The 23,101-nt window shown below is 43.0% G+C and carries 19 protein-coding genes; 10 read left to right on the plus strand and 9 right to left on the minus strand.

The genetic code is table 11. The features are described 5' to 3' along the window. Positions 1–50 precede the first annotated feature (50 nt). From AC1DP6_RS07955 to AC1DP6_RS08000, 10 genes are all read left to right on the plus strand, one after another. Positions 51–848 (plus strand): LytR/AlgR family response regulator transcription factor, encoded by a 798-nt coding sequence (locus tag AC1DP6_RS07955; protein WP_477054347.1) that lies wholly within the window; start codon positions 51–53, stop codon positions 846–848. Then, positions 841–3,792 (plus strand): sensor histidine kinase, encoded by a 2,952-nt coding sequence (locus AC1DP6_RS07960; RefSeq protein ID WP_477054348.1) that lies wholly within the window; start codon positions 841–843, stop codon positions 3,790–3,792. Before AC1DP6_RS07955 ends, AC1DP6_RS07960 begins: the two co-directional genes overlap by 8 nt. Positions 3,793–3,893: 101 nt before the next feature. Continuing rightward, positions 3,894–5,102: a helix-turn-helix domain-containing protein gene (locus AC1DP6_RS07965; protein ID WP_477054349.1), complete on the plus strand. Its 1,209-nt coding sequence runs from the start codon at positions 3,894–3,896 to the stop codon at positions 5,100–5,102. Positions 5,103–5,257: 155 nt separating this feature from the next. Further along, a complete protein-coding gene (locus AC1DP6_RS07970; RefSeq protein ID WP_477054350.1) occupies positions 5,258–8,056 on the plus strand; it encodes a TonB-dependent receptor in 2,799 nt (932 codons plus the stop codon). 18 nt (positions 8,057–8,074) lie between these two features. Beyond that, positions 8,075–9,268 carry a Ca2+-dependent phosphoinositide-specific phospholipase C gene (locus AC1DP6_RS07975; RefSeq protein ID WP_477054351.1) on the plus strand — a complete coding sequence of 398 codons (1,194 nt, stop codon included), beginning with the start codon at positions 8,075–8,077 and terminating at the stop codon, positions 9,266–9,268. Between the two features lie 350 nt (positions 9,269–9,618). Continuing rightward, the gene (locus tag AC1DP6_RS07980; RefSeq protein ID WP_477054352.1) at positions 9,619–12,363 is read left to right on the plus strand and encodes a T9SS type A sorting domain-containing protein; all 2,745 of its coding nucleotides are present in this window, start codon (positions 9,619–9,621) and stop codon (positions 12,361–12,363) included. A 307-nt stretch (positions 12,364–12,670) separates the two neighbouring features. Continuing rightward, positions 12,671–13,768 carry a serine hydrolase domain-containing protein gene (locus tag AC1DP6_RS07985; protein ID WP_477054353.1) on the plus strand — a complete coding sequence of 366 codons (1,098 nt, stop codon included), beginning with the start codon at positions 12,671–12,673 and terminating at the stop codon, positions 13,766–13,768. 252 nt (positions 13,769–14,020) lie between these two features. Then, a complete protein-coding gene (locus AC1DP6_RS07990; RefSeq protein WP_477054354.1) occupies positions 14,021–14,752 on the plus strand; it encodes a helix-turn-helix domain-containing protein in 732 nt (243 codons plus the stop codon). Positions 14,753–14,850: 98 nt separating this feature from the next. Next, on the plus strand, positions 14,851–15,267 hold the full coding sequence (locus AC1DP6_RS07995) for a TQO small subunit DoxD (RefSeq protein WP_477054355.1): 417 nt from the start codon (positions 14,851–14,853) through the stop codon (positions 15,265–15,267). 18 nt (positions 15,268–15,285) lie between these two features. After that, the gene (locus AC1DP6_RS08000) at positions 15,286–15,639 is read left to right on the plus strand and encodes a cupin domain-containing protein (protein WP_477054356.1); all 354 of its coding nucleotides are present in this window, start codon (positions 15,286–15,288) and stop codon (positions 15,637–15,639) included. Positions 15,640–15,762: 123 nt separating this feature from the next. Here AC1DP6_RS08000 and AC1DP6_RS08005 read toward each other — a convergent pair whose 3' ends face one another. The 9 genes from AC1DP6_RS08005 to AC1DP6_RS08045 form a co-directional block, all read right to left on the minus strand. Beyond that, positions 15,763–16,173 (minus strand): hypothetical protein, encoded by a 411-nt coding sequence (locus AC1DP6_RS08005; protein WP_477054357.1) that lies wholly within the window; start codon positions 16,171–16,173, stop codon positions 15,763–15,765. A gap of 8 nt (positions 16,174–16,181) precedes the next feature. Then, a complete protein-coding gene (locus AC1DP6_RS08010) occupies positions 16,182–16,424 on the minus strand; it encodes a hypothetical protein (RefSeq protein WP_441573843.1) in 243 nt (80 codons plus the stop codon). 429 nt (positions 16,425–16,853) lie between these two features. Beyond that, positions 16,854–17,741, minus strand: coding sequence for a dienelactone hydrolase family protein (locus AC1DP6_RS08015; RefSeq protein ID WP_477054358.1), 888 nt, complete (start codon positions 17,739–17,741; stop codon positions 16,854–16,856). Positions 17,742–17,763: 22 nt separating this feature from the next. Continuing rightward, entirely contained in the window at positions 17,764–18,393 is a 630-nt protein-coding gene (locus AC1DP6_RS08020; protein ID WP_477054359.1) for an NAD(P)H-dependent oxidoreductase, read from the minus strand. Between the two features lie 29 nt (positions 18,394–18,422). Further along, on the minus strand, positions 18,423–18,872 hold the full coding sequence (locus AC1DP6_RS08025; protein ID WP_477054360.1) for a DMT family transporter: 450 nt from the start codon (positions 18,870–18,872) through the stop codon (positions 18,423–18,425). A 55-nt stretch (positions 18,873–18,927) separates the two neighbouring features. Beyond that, positions 18,928–19,524: a Crp/Fnr family transcriptional regulator gene (locus AC1DP6_RS08030; protein ID WP_477054361.1), complete on the minus strand. Its 597-nt coding sequence runs from the start codon at positions 19,522–19,524 to the stop codon at positions 18,928–18,930. A 114-nt stretch (positions 19,525–19,638) separates the two neighbouring features. Beyond that, positions 19,639–20,658, minus strand: coding sequence for a retroviral-like aspartic protease family protein (locus AC1DP6_RS08035; protein WP_477054362.1), 1,020 nt, complete (start codon positions 20,656–20,658; stop codon positions 19,639–19,641). Positions 20,659–20,786: 128 nt separating this feature from the next. Beyond that, entirely contained in the window at positions 20,787–22,325 is a 1,539-nt protein-coding gene (locus AC1DP6_RS08040; RefSeq protein ID WP_477054363.1) for an aminotransferase class V-fold PLP-dependent enzyme, read from the minus strand. Between the two features lie 2 nt (positions 22,326–22,327). After that, positions 22,328–22,990: a DUF4395 domain-containing protein gene (locus tag AC1DP6_RS08045; RefSeq protein ID WP_477054364.1), complete on the minus strand. Its 663-nt coding sequence runs from the start codon at positions 22,988–22,990 to the stop codon at positions 22,328–22,330. Between the last annotated feature and the right edge of the window lie 111 nt (positions 22,991–23,101).

Genomic DNA, 23,101 nt, shown 5'->3' on the forward strand with positions numbered 1-23,101 from the left:
GCTTACCCTTATTGTAATTACCACCACTGTTCTTTTTTAACTTCCAGCCCATGTTTAGCCCGATACATGATATACCTGAAAAGGACATCAACATCATTATTGTTGATGATGAACAAGATGCGTGCAGGAACCTCCGTCATTTGTTACTCACTTATATAGATGCACGTATTGCTATAAAAGGTATGGCATACAATACGCAGGAAGCGGAAAGGCTGATCAGAACACATCAACCGGACGCTGTTTTCCTTGACATCGAAATGCCCGGAGAAGATGCATTCCACTTTCTGGAACGGTTAAAGCCATTGAATTTCGAGGTCATATTTGTAAGTGCTTATGATGAATATGCCGTAAAAGCATTCAGGCTTAATGCGGTGGATTACATCCTCAAACCTATTGACACAAAAGAACTCACCAACGCTGTAGAGAAACTGAAGGAGAAATGTCACTACAGGAAGATGGCCCATGACTGGCAGACACAGGCGCCCAACAAAGCAAAACCTAATCAGATCACACTCAGGAATCACCTGCAGATCGAAATAGTAGATTTCAAAGACCTGCTTTATATAGAGGCTAATGGCAATTATTCCAAAGTATTTTTTCAGCATAATAGTGTTCCAAAAAGCATTGTGATGAGTCATTCCATTTCAGAGTATGAATCACTGCTGCCCGATACACTATTCTATCGTATACATAAATCATATCTCGTTAACTGCAGACACATCAGGAAAATACTGAAGGAAGAAAACCCCATGATACTCCTGGATAACAGGTACCGGCTGCCGGTAGGTCGAAGACGTTACAAAGGACTGCTCTTCTATTTAAAGAACAATAACTTCCCGGATGTGTAAACGCCTGCATATAACCATTGTAATATGGCTGTTGTCAGGCATCTCCCTGTTATGTGCAGCCCAGGAACTGCCCGTAGTACATTATACTACTGAAAACGGATTGCCATCCAATATTGTATACTGTAGCTACAGGGACAGTAAAGGACTGCTGTGGTTCGGAACAGACAAAGGCCTCGTTATGTACAATGGTATCAGGTTTGAAACCTTTACCACTTTCAACGGCGCACCCGACAATGAAATTTTCTACATCCTGGAGGATCATCACCAACGCCTCTGGATACAAACCTTTAATGGCCTGCTGTGCTATTACAAAGACGGGGTGTTTCATACTCCGGCCAATACTCCCTTCCTGCGGCTGAAGATAACATCTGCCCCCGTCAACATCATCAGGACAGAAAAAGACAGCTCCATTACTATTCTTCGTTCGGCCAACAATGAATTTATCAATATCAGGGATGACACCTGCAGCGTATACCAATTCCCTGACTGGGATAAAAGTCCCGGCGAATATGTTATTAACCTGCAAATGCTGCCCCGTGGTACTTACGAACTATATACCAACAAGCGTACTATCCTTATGGACACCAGCAGACAAATACTAAAAATTACTCCCACCGGTATTCCCGGTCCCCTCAAAGTGCTACAGGAGCCGGAAGGATTATATACCTTGCTAAGCAATCACACCATCGTTACCAGCAGCGGACAACCCGTATTTTCATTTAAACCGGGAGAGATCAATAGAAACAACATCACCCACTGTCACCAATCAGACAGCAATGTATTTATTACCACCACTGACAAGGGCCTGTTTATCAATCACCATGCTCCCGTTCTTTCCAGTGGTAAGTTCAGTGGTATTACGCAGGATATCACCGGCAATTACTGGCTCACCACCCTGAATGAAGGCATTTATCTTATCGGAAAAGATATCATCCGCAGCGATGCCCACCAGGTCGATTATCCCGGTAAAATAAAATTTGCATTTACCGATAATGGCACACTGTTTTACACCAACAGCGAAAATAATCTCTACCGGTTTTACAAAGGAAAAACGACCTGTATACTGCATTACAAAAGGTACCATCCAAAAAAATATGCCATACAGGATGAAGCAGGATTTATTTATGCAGATGGAGAATATCACAACTTTTATAATAACGACCACCTGATATTACAACACCTCCATGCACCGGTGCCCAACATCAGAAGAAATGCAATACAGCCTTCACATAGCCCTGACCTGCTCAATGCAGGAGCCGGATTCAAAGTAATGGCGGAAACTTCCAGATATTTTTATGCACTTCAGTCGGGCAACCGAATTATCCGCATCAACAGGAAGGCCGTTAAAACCAGCCATACCACTATATTTGAAAGCCCGACAGCCATCAGCGGAAAACAACGGATATACGGAATGGCAAAGGACCTGCATGACCGTATCTGGTACAATACCAACGACACCATGCACCTGATGACGGATCAAGTGAAGATCCTCACCTTACCTGCTTTTAATCATATCTCCTTCAAAAGATTTTATATATTCGGTGATCATCTTACCGGCATTACCCATAACAACAAATTAATCGTTTGCAGTAATATTTATGACAATCTCAGGATAGACACCCTTCCTGAACAGCCCTGTATCTGGAATAGGATGTACGGACTGGATAAAGACCACGTATTGCTGAGCAGCAATAACCAATACAGCGTGCTTAGTTTCGGGGAAAATAAAAATACACTTACTACCGTAGAAAACATCTTTATACCGCAACAAGTATCCTATATCTCTTCTGATTCCATTACCTGTTATTTTTTTAAAGAAGGAAAAATCACCGCCATACCGGTTAAGCTCCTCTTAAATAATAACACCGTGCAAAGGATTTTTTTTACACACATTAAAATCCACGGACAGGTACACCACATTACCACAGACAATTTTATAATACCCTACCGGGATGCAGATAATATCTCCGTTGCCTTCTCTGCGCTTTCTTTTGGTAGTCCGCTCATATACTACGAATACAGCATTTCAAAAAGCGGGGAAGATAACTGGCAACCTATAAAAGGTACAGAGATCAACCTGGTTAGCCCCGGATATGGTGAACATGTGATCAGGATCAGATGCCGCAGTGCATCCGGCAATTACAGCATTCCGGTATCATTGCTACTCACCGTTACCAGTCCTTTCTGGACAACGCCCTGGTTCCTGCTGCCATTGGGAATAGGTGCCATTGGATTATTGCTGCTTATATTCCGTTATGCTACGAAATATATAGTCCGCAAAAGGGAACTCGCACACGCCGCAAAGATCCGGTTCATGAAATCCGAGTATAAAGCGTTGAATGCGCTAATGAATCCACACTTCATATTCAACAGCCTGAATAATATACAGGGGTTGATCAACAATGATGACAAACGTCCGGCGAATGAATATCTGCAGATCTTCTCCAACCTGATCCGCCAGAATATGCATAACGTGAGCAGAGAACTGATCCCGGTCTCAAAAGAGATCACCCTCCTTCATAATTATCTCCGGCTGGAAAAACTGCGCTTTAAAAACTTACTGAATTATACCATTGATGTGGACGAGGAAGTAGACACCGATATCATTACAGTACCTCCCCTGCTAATACAGCCCCTGGTGGAAAACGCGATCAGGCATGGACTGCTTCCCAGGCAGTCTGCCGAAAATATGGTTCGGATAAGCATATATGAAAAAGAGGACACCCTGTTTATTGAAGTAGCAGATAATGGTGTTGGCATCAACCACCAAAAGGAAAGCATGCTTACTTCTCATCAGTCGTTTGCCCTGGAAAATATCCGGCAGCGCATTACCCAGTTACGGGAAATGTATGGCATGCCCATATCACTGGAGATCAATAATATTAATGGGGACAATGGGGAATCACTGGGCACATTGGCTGTTGTAACAATAGGCATTATATAAAGCCCTCCCCGACCAGGTATTTTTCCAAAGACACTGGTAATAATTTCTTAATAATGGTTATGTAGCTTCACGCCTGAAAATCATCATATAAACGGGGTGTCATGAAGTATATTATTTTACTGGGAGCTTTCCAGGCATTGGTCGTATTCAGTATATTCATCATCGACCATAAAAAAAAGCCTTCGGATAATATATTAAGCTGGTTTTTAATATTGGTGTTTGTGCATCTGGGAAGTGGCTTCGCACTACATACACTTTTCCCCAACGCGGAAATACATAAGCAGTTCTACACTTTTATCACACTAATATATGCACCGCTGCTGTGGATGTATGCCAGGCAACTTTCCGGCCGGCATCTGCAGACGGGACGGAAAAATTATTATCACTTCCTGCCGGCAATGGCAGGTGCTGTAGTTTATTTTACGATTGCAGGCTACATTATCCTACATGACGGTACTACACCCGCAATGATCATTTATTATAACCAGGTGGTAGGATATATTGCAATGATCTCTTTTCCGCTATATGGCGCTTTGGCCCTGTGGGAATCCCGTTTTATCCCGTCCTTCTGGCAATCGGAAATATGGCTGGTCCGCTTTATGGCAGCGGTGTTTATGTCTACCACAGTATGGATGCTGGTAATGGTGCTCAATAACCATTTGCCTGCCACGTCCCGGTTCATTGCCGACACGCATCTGTGGGGGAGAATATTTACTTATATATCACTGTTGAGTATATGTCTGGCTATTGGGAGGGTAAGGATTTTATTTTTGACGGATAYAGGAACATCATTACCAATGTTAGACTATACTCCCCCTGAGATAGCCCCTGCTATTGCCTTCGCCGGGGAAACTGTGGAAAAGGAAACAGCACCTGACATTCCACAGCTATCCCGAAAATCTTTGTTGACGGAAGCACAACAAGCCACCATTGCCAGGCAGCTCAAACAATGGATGCATGAAAAAGCAGTGTATAAAGACCCGGAACTCACGCTGGATAAGCTCGCCGCAACCATGGACGTTTCCCGGCATCATCTTTCAGAAGCCCTCAATCAATACGTTGGCCAGTCCTTTTATCAGTTCATCAACGAATATAGGATCCGGGAAGTGATCAAACTGATTGATGAGCACAGGCAACAAAAAGATGCACCCAATATCTTATCACTGGCTTTTGAAGCAGGGTTTCATTCCAAATCTTCTTTTAACCAATACTTCAAAAAAGTAACAGGCAATACCCCTTCTGCCTATTTGAAAAGTAAAAATGTGGTGGTAATAATGCAGGAAGGGATGGTCAAAAGTGTCCTGACTTAATTGGCTTAACAATAAGCTAACATTGCATAATCTATTGATTATTAATAAATAACAACCTTCTTTGTTTTCATTGATCTATAAAGTCGTGCGGATTTATCTACAAGGACGACTTCCTCCAGCCGTCGGTTCAACTTTGCGGAAAATTCTTTTTGCCCATGAGCAGCCGACTTTTATTAATGTTTTTGTTCCTGCCTGTTTTCTGTACGGCACAACAAATCAGGGGGAGCATTTTATCCAAAGAGGGACCCTTACCCTCTGCTACTATCGTCATTGATGGCACCGGAACACAAACAGATCTCTCTGGGGTATTTAATATCACTCTCCGAAAAACCGGGAAGGTGACGCTTAAAATCAACTATGTAGGATTTGCAGTTAAAACGGTGGAAATAGATGTCAAGCCGGGATTAAATCAATTGGGAACTATCCTGATGGAGCCTGCCAACGGTGTACTCGGAGAAGTAGTAGTGAAAGGTGCTTCCGCCGGTTCGCAGATTCGGGCCATCAGCATTAAAAAGAATGCCCCGGGTATTATGGAGGTGCTGGCTGCCGATGCTATCGGCAAACTCCCCGATCGTAACGCCGCAGAAGCAGTGCAACGTATCCAGGGTGTTTCTATCGAAAGGGACCAGGGAGAAGGAAGGTATGTGTCTGTACGTGGTACGCCTATCCAATGGAGCGCCACCCTGCTAAACGGCAACCGCCTGCCCACTGCCAGTCTCGATTACACCGACCGTCGCATACAAATGGATATTTTCCCTTCGGAACTGATAGAATATGTGCAGCTGTCCAAAGCCCTCACGCCGGATATAGAAGGGGATGCCATTGGTGGTTCCATCAATTTCATCACCAAAGCAGCACCGCTGTCGAAGATATTGCGGATCAATGCCGCCGGCGGATATGGCGACCAGGCCCGCAAAGGTTCCTACAATGCCTCTATTGTATACGGCGACCGGCTGTTGAAAGGCAAACTGGGGTTCGTGGTTTCCGGCGTTATCTGGGATCGTACGTCAGCCCAGGACCGTTATAACATGAACTATGATTTTTCCAATCCCAATGCTAAACAGTCGTATTCCATCACAGATCTCCAGCTGAGAGACTATATCGCACACCGCAAAACCACAGGGCTGAACGCTGGTCTGGAATACAAATTCAACGACCGTCATAAAATACAGTTCAAAGGTATCTACAGCGCCTTTCTCGATGGGCAGAACGTACGGGAAACCTACTTCTATTTCAACGCCAAAAATGCAACGATTACCGACAGGGCATCTAATTACTTTACTGACCTTTCTTCCGGCGAATTAAGCGGACAAAATGTTTTCTCCGGTAAACTGAGTCTCGATTGGGCGGCCAGTATGGACAAGTCAAAGTTTAGGTTTAAAGATCCTGATTATTATCCTATGGCCATCTTTCAGCAGGCTGTCACTTACGATGGCCTGGCTACTGATGGAAAAAAATACCTGGCCATGGATGCTCCCGATGGAAAAGGTGATGTGATAGATGCAGTACTGCCACATGTATCCTCCACGACCCCTATCAGCGCCGATGCCATGAAACTTTCGCAGGTGATTATGGTGCGCAGTACCAACTGGGAACAGAACAAACGTTTCAGCTTCAATTTAAAATATACGCCTGCCGGGCCCCTGACCCTGAAGTTAGGAGGTAAGTTCATTCATAAAGACAAGGTGGTGCAATCGCCCTACAACGTATATGTAGCCGGCATTCAGGGAGCAGCCCCCACAATGAACAGCCTGGGTACAGAGCGATTCCCTTACAATGGTGGCTTCCTGTCTGAAATCGGTTCACCATACAATAATGTAATCATCGATCAGATGGCCCTGAACCAGTTGAAATCACTGGTCACGCCGGAAGGCATCAGTCAGCATCACCTGTATCCGTTCCAGGTAGATTCCGCTACCAACGCATCAGGCGCCACCAAGTACTTCACGGGTGTGGAAAAAGTATATGCGCTATACGTGATGGGAGAATATAAGATGTCGGAGAAACTGATGCTCACAGGCGGCATTCGAAATGAATACAATAAAGTAACCTTCAACGGCAGCAAAGTAGTCTCTAATGCCAGTGGCAAGCAGGTAACCACACTCACACAGGACAACAGCTACAATGCCTTCCTGCCAATGCTGCATGTGAAATATAATGTGACTGAAAATGACATTGTTCGGCTAGCCTATACGCGCACCTTCGCCCGTGCAGATTTCAACAACCTGAATCCCGCTACCACCCAGGACGATGCCAACAAGGTAATCGTTAGGGGTAACGCAGGTCTGAAACCTACGTTTGCCAATAACTTCGACCTCATGGCCGAACATTATTTCGGTGGCATAGGCATGGTCAACGCAGGTGCTTTTTATAAAAAACTAACCGACCTGGTTTATACCAATCAGTGGTCTGAAACGATCGGCGGCGTACAATACGCCGTGAGTGAACCGGATAACCTGCAAGGCGCCTGGCTGGCAGGCTTTGAGGCCGGTTTTGTAAAAAGATTTACCGGGTTACCGGGCTTCTGGAAAGGATTTGGAATAGATGCCAACTATACCTACACCGATTCAAAAGTGAAAATCCCCCGATTTGTCGACAACAAGAAGATGGAAGACAACAGCGTAATCCCCAAGCAGGCCAAACATATCTTCAACCTATCACTGCAGTACGAATACAGTAAGTTCATGGCCCGCATCGCCGGCAACTATAAAGGCAAGTACCTCGACGTGATCCGTCAATCTGCAGGCCCCGACCATTATCGTTGGTATGCGGAGAATTTCACGGTCGATTTTTCTGCTTCTTATGCCATCACGCCCAAAATCAGGACATTCCTCGAATTAAATAATATCACCAATACACCGGTACGCTATTATCACGGCACCTTTGACCGGGTAGAACAAGCTGAATGGTATTCCATTCGCGGACAAATAGGCGTGAGCGTTAAAATTTTCTAACTAAAAAAACAATCAACAATGCAGACAACTATTACCAGGGTATTGGGAACAATGCTGATGGCCTGCGCAACTACCATTTGTGACGCACAATCTTTACAACTGGATACGCTTAAAATAAACCAGGTACAGATACTGGGTACGCACAACAGTTATGCCCGACCCGTGGATTCCGCCGTGCTGGCCTATATTGATCCTATCTTTGAAAAAATGGGACAAACATATATGAAAAGCATGCCGAAGGAACAACTGGCGGCCTTTCAGGAGTTTCATCCCAACACGGTCAAAATGAGTGAAGGCCTACATTACAACCATCCTCCATTTGATGTGCAACTGGATGCAGGTGTACGGAGCCTCGAGATAGATGTGTATAACGACCCTACCGGCAACCGGTTTAACGACCCCGCTGCATATCGTGAGCTGCGGAAGAAAGGTATTACGCAGCTGGCACCTTTTGATACAAAAGATCTGGACAAGCCAGGCTTCAAAGTGTTACACATGGCCGATATTGATTTCCGTACCCATTATACCACCTTCAAAGATGCACTGGCCGCTATGCGCTCCTGGTCAGATGCTCATCCCGACCATTTCCCGATTTATGTAATGATAGAAGCCAAAGACAAAGGTATTCCTTTATTCCCCGGTTCCGCACAGGTGTTGCCTTTTGATGAAAAAGCCTTTGATGCGCTGGATCAGGAAATTATTTCTCAACTGGGTAAAGACAAGCTGATCACACCTGATGACGTACACGGAAAATTTCCAACGTTGCGCGAAGCTGTCTTAGCTCAAAACTGGCCTACCGTAAAAACTGCCAGAGGAAAATTCATTTTCCTGTTGCTGCCTTCTATGGCGGGAATGAACCTGGTATCCGACTACGCTAAAAACAGACCTAACCTGGAAGGCAGGGTGATGTTCATGCAATCGCTCCCACAGGATACCTATGCAGCCTTCTTACTACAGGACAACGCCATTGTGCGTCAGAAAGAAATACAGCAGGCGATACAACAAGGATTCCTGGTCAGAACCCGCTCCGACATCGAAACCTATGAAGCGAAAGTGAATGATCATACCAGGGCTAACGCAGCTTTTGAAAGCGGGGCACAGATCATATCCACGGATTTTTTCCGCCCGGGAAACGGATATGGAACACCTTACTTCGTGAACTTGCCTGGTGGCGGTGAAGCCAGGCCCAACCCGGTGAATACACGAAAATAGTCACTATACATTTTTTAGTAGCGGAATAATCTCTATGAGGTTATTCCGCTTAATTTTTGGGCGAACCATAGATACATGAGCGGCGGCTTTATACCTTCCAATCCTACCCTTCCCACTTCTTCATAAAATAATTTCAGTGTCACCTCCTGCAATGATTTGATGAAAACCGCCAATCATAAAAATTCGAAAAATGTAATTTAATTACCCTATTTTATGTGTGTACTACACAGATGCCCTGTTAACAGCAACAGGCGGGCTTACCTATATTTCAGATACTTTGATAAACCGCAGGCGTAACAGATCGCGACTATTGAAACCCATCATATTCCATGAACCAAATTCTAATGACTATGACCCACAAATACCCGTTAATCCGTACAGCATTGTTCCTTCTTTTATTTGTGCTGATGATAATACCTTCTTCAGCTCAAACAACATGGCCTGCTGGTCAATTGTTACCCTCATTTCCGGCAACAGCCAGTCAGCTGGATTTATTTTACAGTAATGGTACCTCTCTCCCAGAGCAAAGATCCTGGCGCTGGGAAGCAGAAGGCACCTCCCTTAGTCATAAGACAGGGCGCCTGGAAACCGATGGCTGGCTTTGCCAGGTTGGAATCGATGCAGCAAATCAGCATATGATTTATGGACCTTATGATAACACCGTTACGGCAGGATTTAATATTGCTGAATTTAGAATGAAAATTGATAACAACACTGCCAATAACGATTCTGTAATAGATATCGATGTCAGAGATGCTACTACCGGTGCCACCCTTGCATTTAAAACAATTACCCGCCAGCAATTTCCTATAGCATCTAACTACACGAGTATTAAATTACCCTTCACCATGCCGGCAGACAACCACAACATCGAGCTACGGGTATTCTGGCGGGGAGCAGCCTATATAAAAGTGGACTGGGTGGGCGTACAGCAGGATAATGCCACTGCCGAAACTTATTTATTCAGTTCGCTGAAAGGCGTTGTTAACAAAACACAACCACGTATCTTCTCCTATGAAGGCGATGCCTTTGCAGAAGGACCTTATACCTGGATGCAGTCTTTAGGTTTAACCTGGACAGAACATACAGACAGGTGGGAACTGATCACTAAATACCGCACCGAAATAGATGGACTGATAGTATATGATCCTGCACAAACAGCTACTGTGAACCTGGCCACCGTGCTCGCAAAAAACAAAAAGGCGCTCATTACTTCTCCATCTTTATTAGCACGTTTAACGGCTGCCCCCTATAATTTCCCTGTATTGGTTGATTTGCGTGGCCAGTTTACCAGTAATCTACAGGTGTACCAGACGTTGTATAACACCTATTGGCCCACACTGGATCATCGGTTGTTGATCGGGTTAAGCCCGGAAGCGCACCAGGGTTCATTACGGGAATACGCTACTGCATTGGGTGCCGCAGTAATATGGTTGGATCCGAGGGTATCGGGTGAAAGTGAATTGCTAAACAGCTTTCTATCTTCTATGCCGGCCGGAGCAAACTTCATGGGCTGGTGGCCGGAAGAAGGCTCTGGCGTAACAAGAGCATCCAGCTACGGCATAGCTACCATTGCGAGTGATTATGCCACCAATTTAACGGTTCATAGCGGTATGCCCAGAACGGTTGTTGTTAAACCGATACCGCCAAAGCCAGTCCTGAAAAATAAAATTTATGTTGCATTTATATTAAGTGACGGAGACAACTTACAATTTGTTGAACACCTGATGCGCAAGCTTTGGAATAATCCGGATCGTGGCTCAGTACCTATTGGATGGACCTTGTCTCCCGCGATGCTGGATGCGATGCCGGGAGCATTGAACTTCTATCATCAAACCGCCACTAATAATGACAACCTGATTTCGGGGCCGTCCGGATACGGTTATGTATATCCCAATAATTTCCCCAATCAGAATACATTAAACCAATTTGTTGCTAAAACGGAAGACTATAACAAACGAGCAGGGTTCCGCGTTGTCACCATCTGGAACACGATCACAGGTGGTATCAACCAAAATGTTGGAGAGAGCTTTGCCACATATGCGCCATCATTACTTGGGTTAACAGCTCAGAATACAGGTGGCCCGCTCAGCATATATAATCAGGTCCTCCCAGGGATGCCGCTTTCCTGCAACTATTGCACCGGGGAACAAGCGATGAAAGATGCCATTGCATCCGCTTCTTCAGGATGGAATGGAGCAGCGCCAAGGTTCATCATTATTCAAGCGCAACCATGGCAGGATGTGAAGCCCACAAATTTTAAGAACGTCATGAATTCGCTCGACTCCAATCATATTGTGGTGCGACCAGATCATCTTTTTCAATTGCTGCGCGAAAAAAATGGCCTTCCCACTGTTAATACTGACAATAGTCTGGGAGTAGATATTACAGACCTGCAGGGAGGAATACTGAGTGCGCAATATCAAACAGGTTCTCCAACAGGTGAAGAATATACAAACCTGACCGACAACAATCGTAACTCGAAATACCTGACATTTAATTCTTCTGCCTGGATACAATATCAGGCGCCCTCCAGCTATGTCGTGAAAAGTTATACCATCACGTCAGCAAATGATGAACCGGATCGGGATGCTATGAACTGGACATTACAAGGATCCACAAATGGTACCACCTGGAACACTATTGACAGCCGTTCCAATGAAGACTTCCCCTATCGTTTTCAAAACAGGGTTTTCAACACTAACAATAACACGGCGTATACATTCTATAGATTCAACATCTCCAATAACAGTGGAACAATTCTACAACTGGCGGAGATCGAACTGTTTGGCAAGCCATCATCCAGCCTGAATAATGCGCGTATCAATGTTATTACAGATCCGAAAATCCAAAAAGAAGGGAAGACCACAAATCAGCCCAAAGGCTTCTCGCTGTATCCTAACCCAGTTGGCACCAAACTCTATATTCGTGGATTAAATAATATCGCTACGCTCGAGGTATATGATAACAATGGTCAACGTATGAAGCGGGCATCAGGAACAGCTATTAATATTGCGGAACTAACACCAGGTACGTATTTCCTGAAAGTCAGTTCAGAAGAGATAAATCATACTTATAAGTTTGTCAAGCATTAAAAACGCTTTCAACATCTGGATATCAAAGGAGCAGCAATGTATCAGCTCTTTCAACACTCATTCCGCAGACGCTGTCTGCGGAATGAGTGTTGCTTTCAAAATGCGGGCATCATCTGCGAAATTTCCAGCTAAACAAGGAACCGCGCTTTGAACTTTTTTCGCAACAAAAATGTTCCTGTAGCAGTTTTCGTCCCGGATATTTATACTTATGTAACATTTTTACAGAGATCTGACCCAATCATGTAATTTTGAAGAATACCCGGGCATCAGGCCAGGAAATATTTAACAAACCTCCTTCCATACTAATATGAGTAGATTAAAGCCGTTCTATGTCCAACTGTTATCATTACTGATAATCTGCACTCCACTAAGTATCGTTTCTGCACAAAGTCTTGATGCTAAGATCGATAGTTTGATCCTAACTGTCTTCAACGATAAAAATGGCGCTGGTGGCGTATTTATGGTCGCTCAAAATGGAAAAGCAATTTATCAGAAAGCTTTCGGGAAAGCAAACCTGGAATTGGATGTTAATTTAACTCCTGAACATGTATTCCAATTAGGTTCTATGACAAAACAGTTTACTGCTATCGCAGTGCTGATGTTAGAGGAACAAGGTAAATTAAATGTAGAAGATCTCATTTCTAAATATATAGCAGATTATCCTTCAGGAAATAAAATAACTATACATCATTTGCTGACGCATACTTCAGGTATTAAAGATTTTACCAAAATGAAAACGCTGTCCACGATTGCACAGCAGGACATGAGTCCTAAAATGATGGTCGACTTTTTTAAAAATGAGTCAACTGATTTTGCACCAGGCGAAAAATTTGCATATAGTAATTCCGGTTACGTACTGTTAGGATACATTATAGAATTGGTTTCCGGAGAAACGTATGAAGATTTTATCAAAAAGCATATTTTCGATAAAATTGGAATGAGTCAATCTTACTATTGCAGCGATAAACAAATCATTCCAAAAAGAGCATACGGATACCATAAAAAAGAATACGGATATGTAAATAAAACAATAATTAGTTTTAGTGTTCCTTTTTCATCTGGCGCGTTGATGTCCACCACCGGCGATATGTTGAAATGGCAGAATGCTTTAAACCAACACCTGTTGCTCAATGCCGAAGAGACAAAAAAAGCATTTACCAAATATAGATTAAACAATGGAGAAGAGTTCAGCTACGGATACGGCTGGCATATTAAGGAGATCAAAAATATACCGGACAGAGAACACGGTGGTAGTATATTTGGATATAAAACAATGGCCATCTACATCCCCAGCGAGGATATTTATGTAATAGGCATGAGCAATTGTGACTGTAATTCGCCAACGAAAATAACAGGAGATATAGCCGCATTGGCACTGGACGAATTAAGAAACCACAAACCATGACTGATTAGTCATCTACATCACAGACTATATTCTCGATGATCGAGCAACGAAAATTCAGAATAATTCCAAAAATCTAAAAGAACATTATTAAATTTGAAGTCGGCCCATAAGAAGCCGGATATACAACTATACGATAGTCGCAACAACCAAAATCGTCAACCCAAATTCTAAACAGTCTCATATCCATAGTAACAGATGATAACAATAAACGATGTAGAAAATATTGCCGGCCTGGACAAACCACGGCGCATTATGAAATACGTATTAGTTTACTGCATTTCAGGCAAACTATCTATGACTATTGACGAAAGAGAATTTCATCTTGCTGCAGGACAGGTCATCACGATCACCTCCGGGCAAATTCACAGCCTGATCAGGCCTCCAAAAGCGAAAGGTTACATACTTGAATTTACATTAGATTTCTTTTGTAAAGATGATAAAGACATTGAATTGATTTTCCACAACGGATTGTTTTGTCATTTCGCTATGAACGAGGTGATATCCGTTGATAAAGCAGTTATTGAAGCTCAGCTAAAATCGATTGAGGAGGAATTGCTTAATACACCATATCAATACCTTATCTCCGTCCATAGCAGGGTAGAACTGATATTGGTGGCGATTAACCGCGCTAAAGTTGCCCGGGGAGATGAAATATGGAAACCCGATGCATTATTCCTTAAATTCCTGGAAGCGGTAAGGAATAATTTTGAGCACAATTATCCGCTTAGTCAGTTTGCTGAATTGCTCGGCACTACCGAACTAAAATTAAATGAGCTTGCCAAACTACATGCGGGAAAAACAGCGCAAAATGTGATCTATGGGCTGGTGACCTCTGAAGCCAAGAGACTGCTTACTTATGGCAACCTCTCCGTAAAAGAGGTCGCTTATCAGCTTGGCTTTAACGACCCCTTCTATTTCTCCAACTTCTTTAAGAAACAAACAAAATCCTCCCCCAAACAATATAAAGAAAGGCTGACAGCATAAATATTACATGCTTTTCTCAACATTCTCTATTCTTTAAGGGGGCTTTATAAGCCATCTTTGTGTCTGATTAATTATCTGCAATTTTAAAAAATCAGGACATGAAAGTTACAGACATAGCCACCCTACTGTTACGATTGGCACTGGCATCAGGCTTTTTATCTGCCGTAGCAAGTCGCCTTAGTTTATGGGGAAGCCAGTCATCCGGCTGGACCAATTTCTTAAACTATACAGCACAGGTAAATTCATTTGCGCCCAAAAGCATCATTCCGGCAATTGCGATAGGCAGCACCGTTTTGGAAACCACATTAGGAATGTTGTTACTCGTTGGTTTTAAAACAAATTATGCCGCCTATAGCGCCGCCCTGCTTTCATTCGTATTTGCCCTGGCCATGACCTGGTCATTTGGTATAAAAGAGCCGATGGACTACTCTGTATTCGCTTTCTGTGCGGGCGCCTTCCTTTTGGCCACCATGCCCTCCTACAAATGGAGCATTGATCAATTATTAAACAACTAACCGTATAAAACAACAAATATGAACACAGACATTCATCACTACATCGTACGAAATAATCAAAAAGAGTGGCAGCCATTAATTGAAAAAGGAATTCATTATCATGGCATATCTGTTATTTCTCTCCGCTATGACGAAACAATGCAGCGTTCCACCACTATCCTGCTGAAATTTGAACCAGGAGCAACATACCCCTATCATAATCATCCTGCCGGTGAAGAAATATTTGTACTAAGCGGTGACGTAATATTGGAAGGGGCCACACTTTTACAAGGAGACTATCTATATACTCCTCCGAATTTCAAACACTCCGTCACTACGAAAACTGGATGTACCATGTTGTTTGTTATTCCGGAAGAAGTAGAAATTTTATAATTGAATGAGGAACGAAAAAAGAAGGGTAACAATACATAAGCAGCCGGAACAACTGTTTCCGGCTGCTGTAATTCCGTCTGCTGACGGATCAAATCATTATTACATGTCTTTGCTGGATACCCGCTATGCTTGTACCGTCGTCATGTCTTGTTCCGTGACTTCAGTTATTACAAACACGCAGATCTTACAGGCGCCATTACCTTGTTGATGAAACCATCTGCAATTTTTCCGGATGGGGCAACCTGGCAAGTCCTCCTTTGCGGGAACACTATCCAGGTAGGTAACCAATTTTTCTATTACCCCACAACTGCTACCAGTCCATTGCGAACAGGCACCTTCAACACATTTATTGGTAAATCTGAATGCCTGCTCTGCTGTAACCTGGCTTTCATTTACTTTCTGAATAAATGTTTCATCGACCGGCAAAGTCTGAGGCAGAATGGCAACGGTACCATCCTCCTGCCTCATCCCCAGCAGCTCAGATCCTGTTTTACACCTCGATGACGGGCATAAAAATTTCTCCTGATCTTTCATAAAAACAGTTATTCGAACCTGATAGAATCCTTTATGATTACTTTATCAAAATCCCTTAGTATAAAGCCCCAGATAATGGGAGAATGAGGCCAGTGACTAACAGGGATCAATACATTACGGGCCACATTACCAGCACTAATTCCAGCGAGTTCGCCAGTCACTGCTTTTTGAATAGCGCTATTGATCTTATGACGTTGTTCGTCAGTAAGCTTGAGATCTCCAAGATCTACAACAAATTTGTTTTCTTTCATAATAAATTGATTAGTGCACCGTGTGAATGGGTGCGGGAGAGTAATGAGGTTATTACAGAGGATTTGAGGTGAGAACAGGTCTCATGTAGTACCAGTACAGCTATTTGAGAGAAATATTTATTATTCGGGGTTGTAATTAAATCAATTTAAGCGTCATTCTCCATCCTATTTCATGAGACAGTATTCCGTTAAATTGCTATGTAGCCATATGAGTGTTTTTTGGGGTGATAAAATATCAATTGGGGTCGCTGATTATTGTAGGCTCTCTATAACAAATTTAAGAGAATCTCCTGAGAATCCACCAAATACTTTTGTAGCTATCTCCTTGCCATTCATGTTATAACACGCAACATACATCAAAACAAAAATCTCATAGTCGCTTAAAAAATTTAAGCGACTATGAGATCCGGAAAGAACTATATATATTATTTACACCAACTTTCCCGAAAAGAAATCAATAGTACGGCTCCATGCCAACACCGCTGCCTCCTTGTCATAACGAGGAGTGGTATCATTGTGAAAGCCGTGATTTGTACCCGGATAATGGTAAACGGTATATTCCTTATTGTTATCTGTCAATGCTTCTTCATAAGCTTCCCAACCGCTGTTGATACTTGCATCTGTTTCAGCATAATGTAACTGAAGTGCTGCCTTAATATTGGGTACTTCTTCCAAAGGAGCCTGACCTCCATAAAAAGGAACTGCAGCCAGCAAATCGGGTACTCTCGCTGCCATCATATTAGAAATCCATCCTCCGAAACAAAATCCTACTACCCCCACTTTACCGTTGCAATACTCATATTGCTGCAGGTAGTTGAATGCTGCGATGAAGTCTTCGAGCATTTCTTTCGGCTCCCTTTTATTGTGTAAGGCCCGCCCGTCATCATCATTTCCGGGATAGCCGCCTAAAGGGCTCAATGCATCCGGCGCCAGGGCAACAAATCCTGCCAGAGCGGTACGCCTCGCCACATCTTCAATATGTGGATTCAAGCCCCTGTTTTCGTGCACCACCAATATTCCAGGTAGCTTCTTTTGATTTCCCCGGGGCATACACAACAGCGCCTTTATGGTGCCTCCTCCTTTGGGAGATGGATAGCTGATATATGTTGTAATAATTCCCGGATCATCTGGCCTAACCTGTATGGCATCTTTGTAATCAGGCGTTAAGAAAGCTATTAGTGAGGCTACAGTCCATCCATCAACTGCATAAGCAGACAACTTTTCTGTAAATGCCTCTTTGCTTAACCGATTGTGTGCATAATCGTTGTATAATTCAAAAACGACTGGTTGGATATTTTCTTTATTGAGCTTGTTCATAACCATATATTTTAAATGGTGCCTATCTTTCTTCAAATAGTAATTCGGTGGACTTTCTTACTTTCAGATGATGCCGCGTTTGATCTTCGGCACTTCTGTAGCCGGTTGCAGCAATCACACAGGCGTTTAAACCGCTTTCTTCTAACCCTAATATGCGATTATAATGTTCCGGTTCAAATCCCTCCATCGGGCAGGCATCAATCTTTAAATCGGCGCAGGCTGCCAATAAATTGCCAAGAGCAAGGTAAGTCTGATTTTTCAACCAATTCGTCTTTTGCTCCGGCGTTTTTTCTGCAATCTTCCCTTTCATGAATGCTCCTCTCGTTGCTGATTGCTCGCTATCTATATGCAGTATTCCTGATCTTGTGTGAATATACTCATCAATGTATTCATCCTTCACTGTTGCATAGTTACAGAATACAAAAAGATGCGAACAATCTGTAATCTGGTGCTGATGCCAGGACACCGGCTTCAACATCTCTTTCAGTTCCTGCCCCGCAATGATGATCACCTTGTAAAGCTGTAGTCCGTATGGCGATGGCGTTAATTGAATACTTCTTTTTAAAAGATCCAGCTCTTCTYTGGAAATTTTCCGGGTTGTGTCAAACCTTTTGGTGGCATATCGCCATTCCAGGTTCTTAATAAAATCCATGGTATTGATTTATTTTAATGGGTAGTTGATCACTTTGAATTAATGATAATTATTCCTGTCATCATGGCTGCAATTCCGATGATTTTCTTCCATGTAATGGGCTCAACAGGTAAGTTCAGCCAACCGAAATGCCCGGCAACGGCGGAAAGTACAAGTTGTCCACATAATCCTAAGGCAATCATTTTCGAAATTCCCAGTTTAGGTATAGTGAAATAGTACAACGTGATGCCGGTTACACTAAACAAGCCGCCTATAAACCAGAGATACCAGGGGATTTGTTTGGCAATTTGAAGGCTGGGGAGTTCCTTTGAAAAAAGCAACAGGAAAACAGATGCGAATATAAAACTACTGACGGATTGTGAAATGGAGGCAAAAATTGGCTTCTTAAGTAATATGCCTAATTGTGTATTAAAACCGGCTTGTACAGCCAAACAAACGCCTCCAACAAAAGCTACTATAGAGAAAAAATGTTGATTCATAGGGCAAAATTATCCCTAAGCATCTTCATTGTTCTTTACATATGTTGAGAGGGGGCTATTTTTTTAAATCCTTTCGGATCCGGCTCAATTGCGTGGGGGTAACTGCCAGATGCGATGCAATGTGCTGTAACGGAATTCTTTTATCTATGTTCGGATATTCTGCCAGCAATTTCTGATATCTTATAGTAGCATTTTCCATTACCAAAGAAATCTCTCTTTGTTCTTTATCTATTATCCAGTTCTTTTCGAGATAAGTAATATAAAAACTTTTAAGTTCATCATTCTTGTAGATCGCCTCTTTATATAAGGCATAACTCATCCTGATAATGGTGGTGTCTTCAATCGCCTGCAGGGTGAATTCTGATGGCGTTTTTAAAAGTGCTGAAACAGTAGATCCTGCAAACTGTCTTTCTAAAAAGATATTTTTATTATAGGTTTTTCCGTCGTTGTCTGTAAAGAAGGCGATCACAGCCCCCTTGCAGATAAAGTTAAGATGTTTGGAAACTTGCCCAATATTTAAGAGTATCTCCCCTTTATCCAGCTGATGAAAGCTGATAATACTTTTAAACAGTTCAAAAGCATTATCCGAAACCGGGTAATATGTCAGGATCTTTTCTTTAAACTCAATTAAATATTTATCTTCTTCTGTCATCTCTTTTATTATACCAGGGTACAAAATTCCGGAACGGGCGATGGTAGTCTCCTTTTGAACCCCCTCTCTTCTACTGCCTTCAAACAGGCATTATACTGGGCTTTGTCATGACTATCACTTCTCTAAAATCAGTTGGTCACGTTGGTTGTCAATAGACCAGCGTCGAAATTTATTGAGTAAAGTTTTCCCCAGCAGAAAGGTATTAGCTTCTTTGGAGGCGCCGATGACGAGATTATTAACGGTAAACTTTCCCACCTGGACATTATTGATCCGGTATACGTCACACAAAATATCTTTACCACTGGCAAGGGTGTATGTTTGTTGTCCAAGGAAATCATTCCTGGAAACCAATTTCAACTGAAGTAATTTATTGATCATCGTATCTGATACCAGCATATCGGTAGCACCGCAATCCAGCATCCATATGTTTACAAGCGGCCCTATTTTCACTTTCAGCTTCGTCATGCCACTAACGGTGATAACATCAATGGAATCGATCCTTTTGTTACCAGTTACATCGAGGCTATCGGACATTTTCCACCCGGTGGTGGGAGATATTTTTTTATAGGGATACCCACCACAACGATAAGCAATTTCATTATACAACATAGAATTGGGGTCATTCATGTCCTTAATGGTTTGCGTATTTATTTTCCGCTTTGCCATAATAGCTACGGCACAATCACAGTAGCTGTTTATCCGGCTTTCTTCCAGCGGCTCCTTTTTATTGGCGCGAATATAGGCGGCCATAGAATCGCGATAGCCGATAATTTGACCGGGGGAGAAGAAAAGGTTGGTTTGTGAAACATCTTTGTAACATTGCTCAATACTTGCCTGCAAGGCGGTATCTTCTTCAATCAGTTTAGACAATGCCTCACCGGCATACAAACGGTCATATTCCTTTATCCGCTTTATAGGAAAATGCCGGTCAATTAAATCAGCCTGACAAGTGCAGATCTGAACAGCTTCTTTATTGCTGGCATCTGCTTTCATCCCCTTTATACAACGCCATATCATTGTATTTCTCTCCCACACCCTGGTTCCCTCTTTGGAGCGGATAAATTGATCAACGTCAGCAAACTGGGCGGACACCCCCGTGCTGATAAATAATAAAATTAAAATAAGAAAACGCATAAACAGCTGCTATCAGGTTAAAATACAGCGATGATACCCCGTTGAATACCTTCATTTCCAGGTCTTCATCATAAAGCAGGTAAGTTAATTAAAAGTCCTGAAAGCTGGCCAATCCCATCCCGGGAGATTCAGACACAAGATAAATTACTCCATTTCCCAACATCGAACCAATCAACGGCATCTGGTTGTTCCGTTGTTGTTATCCCGTTAAAGAAATATTCATTTGAGTGAGGATCACAGTAATAATCGTTCTCCCACTCGGGTATGTTGAATACCGTTGTTTCAATAGCATCCATGATGAAGGTAATTTCTGCATTGGTCATGGTAGGATGTATAGATAAGCGCACCCAACCCGGTTTACACGATAAATCTCCCGATCGGATGGAATCCAGTATAGCATAAGATTGCGGCTTATCCACATTCAGCAGCATATGTCCATAGGTGCCGGCACAGGAACATCCTCCCCGCATTTGAATGCCAAACCTATCGTTCAGTAGTTTAACGACTAAATTATAAGGCACTCCCGTTACAATGAAAGAAACAACACCGAGTCGTTTTGTTACCTCGGCTTCCAGTATATTTACGCGCTTTATCTTTGACAACCTGGAAAAAATGATGGTCAGCAGTTCTTCTTCCCGCCGTAGGATATTCGCTACGCCCATCTCTTCTTTTAACCGGATACACATGGCAGCTTTAATACCCTGTAAAAACGGAGGCGTTCCCCCATCTTCCCGTTGTTCAATATCCGTGGCATATTCATGCTGCTTCCAGGGATTACTATACTTTACGGTACCCCCTCCCGGCTGATCCGGCACTGCATTTCTGTATAATTTTTTATTAAAAATCAATACCCCTGGTGTGCCTGGTCCACCTAAAAATTTATGCGCTGAAAAATAAATGGCATCCAAATGGGCATCGTCCTTCTCCGGATGCATATTGATATTACAGTAAGCGGCAGAACAAGCAAAGTCTACATAGCATAACCCGCCATATTGATGAATGAGTTTTGCAATATCGTGATAAGGCGTTTGGATCCCGGTAACGTTGGAGCATCCCGTTATCGCGGCTATCTTATTGGGCCGGTGTTTGAAGTGCTCCAGTAAAGCGCTGAAATGCGCGATATCAACATTGCCATTTTCGTCACATCCGATGATCTCCACGGTGGCGATAGTTTCCAACCAACTGAGGTGATTACTGTGATGCTCCATATGCGTTACAAAAACAACCGGCTTCAGTACTTCATCGCAGGACGGAAGTTCACGGGCATGAAGGTAATCAGTAAAACGCTCTGGCAATCTCAGCCCTAATATTCTTTGCAACTTGTTGACGGCACTGGTCATGCCGCTACCGCAAAAAAGTAATACATCCGCTTCGCTGGCATTGACATGTGATTTCGCAATGCGTTTCGCTTCTTCATAGGCCTTAGACATGTAGGTACCAGTAACTGTCGTCTCGGTATGCGTATTGCCAACAAAAGGAAGTAGGTGCTGCTGCATATATTTTTCAATAGGCCCGTAAGCCCTGCCACTGGCGGTCCAATCGGCATAAATGATTTTCTTTTCTCCAAAAGGTGAGATAAAGGTTTGTTGATGGCCGATGATATTGTTCCGGTAAACAGCAAAGTATTCTTCTAATCCGCTTTCACGCGGCATCGGTAGCGGTAGCATATTTATCTGGATTTAGCCGTGGTGGAAGATTTGAACAAATCATGGGGTTTCTTGCTAAACGGTTCTTGGAGCAACCTGGTGGCAAAGAAAACGGAGGCGATAAATAAGAGCAGCATGACCACTTGTACCGGTGAAACCTTTTGAATGTCCTGCCTGGATTTGATGTCGCATACTTCTCCCGGGCAATGCTGTACTTTATTCTTATAAAAAAGGGGATAGAACAAACAACCCAGACAAATACCAAAAGCCGCCTCAAAGAACAGGAATATCAGGCAAATGAGACAAATGATCCCTGTTATCGGGCTATATGCATTTACAATTACGAGGAAATAAAACATGATGGCAGATAAGACAATACCAATGCTCCAGGCAAATCTTTTTTGCGGTGCGCCCACATATTCGGGCGCCTGGTTACGAACGATCAAACGCCCGAGGATTAATACCGGAGAAAATTTCGGATTGATAAATACCCGTATCAGTAAATCGAGTAGGAAGCCGGAGATGACATATTTTACCAGTATAAAATTGCCGGCAAAGAGGATAAACATCAGGGAAGTATAGGTGGCCAGAAATAGTATACCTGCGGAGGCCCTGATTTCTCTCTCATTCAGGACAGGGATATCATATCCATCTACTATTTCGCCAAACTGCATTAGCTTGTTCATGTTTTGTTTAAATTGAGTTTGAATATTAGGTTGTTTGGTTGTTGACAATACAAGGATAGCGAATCCCTCCTGTTTGCATGGTGACCTGTCAACGAACAACGGGTTATGGTA

The sequence above is a fragment of the Chitinophaga sp. 01L420 genome (assembly GCF_056399985.1).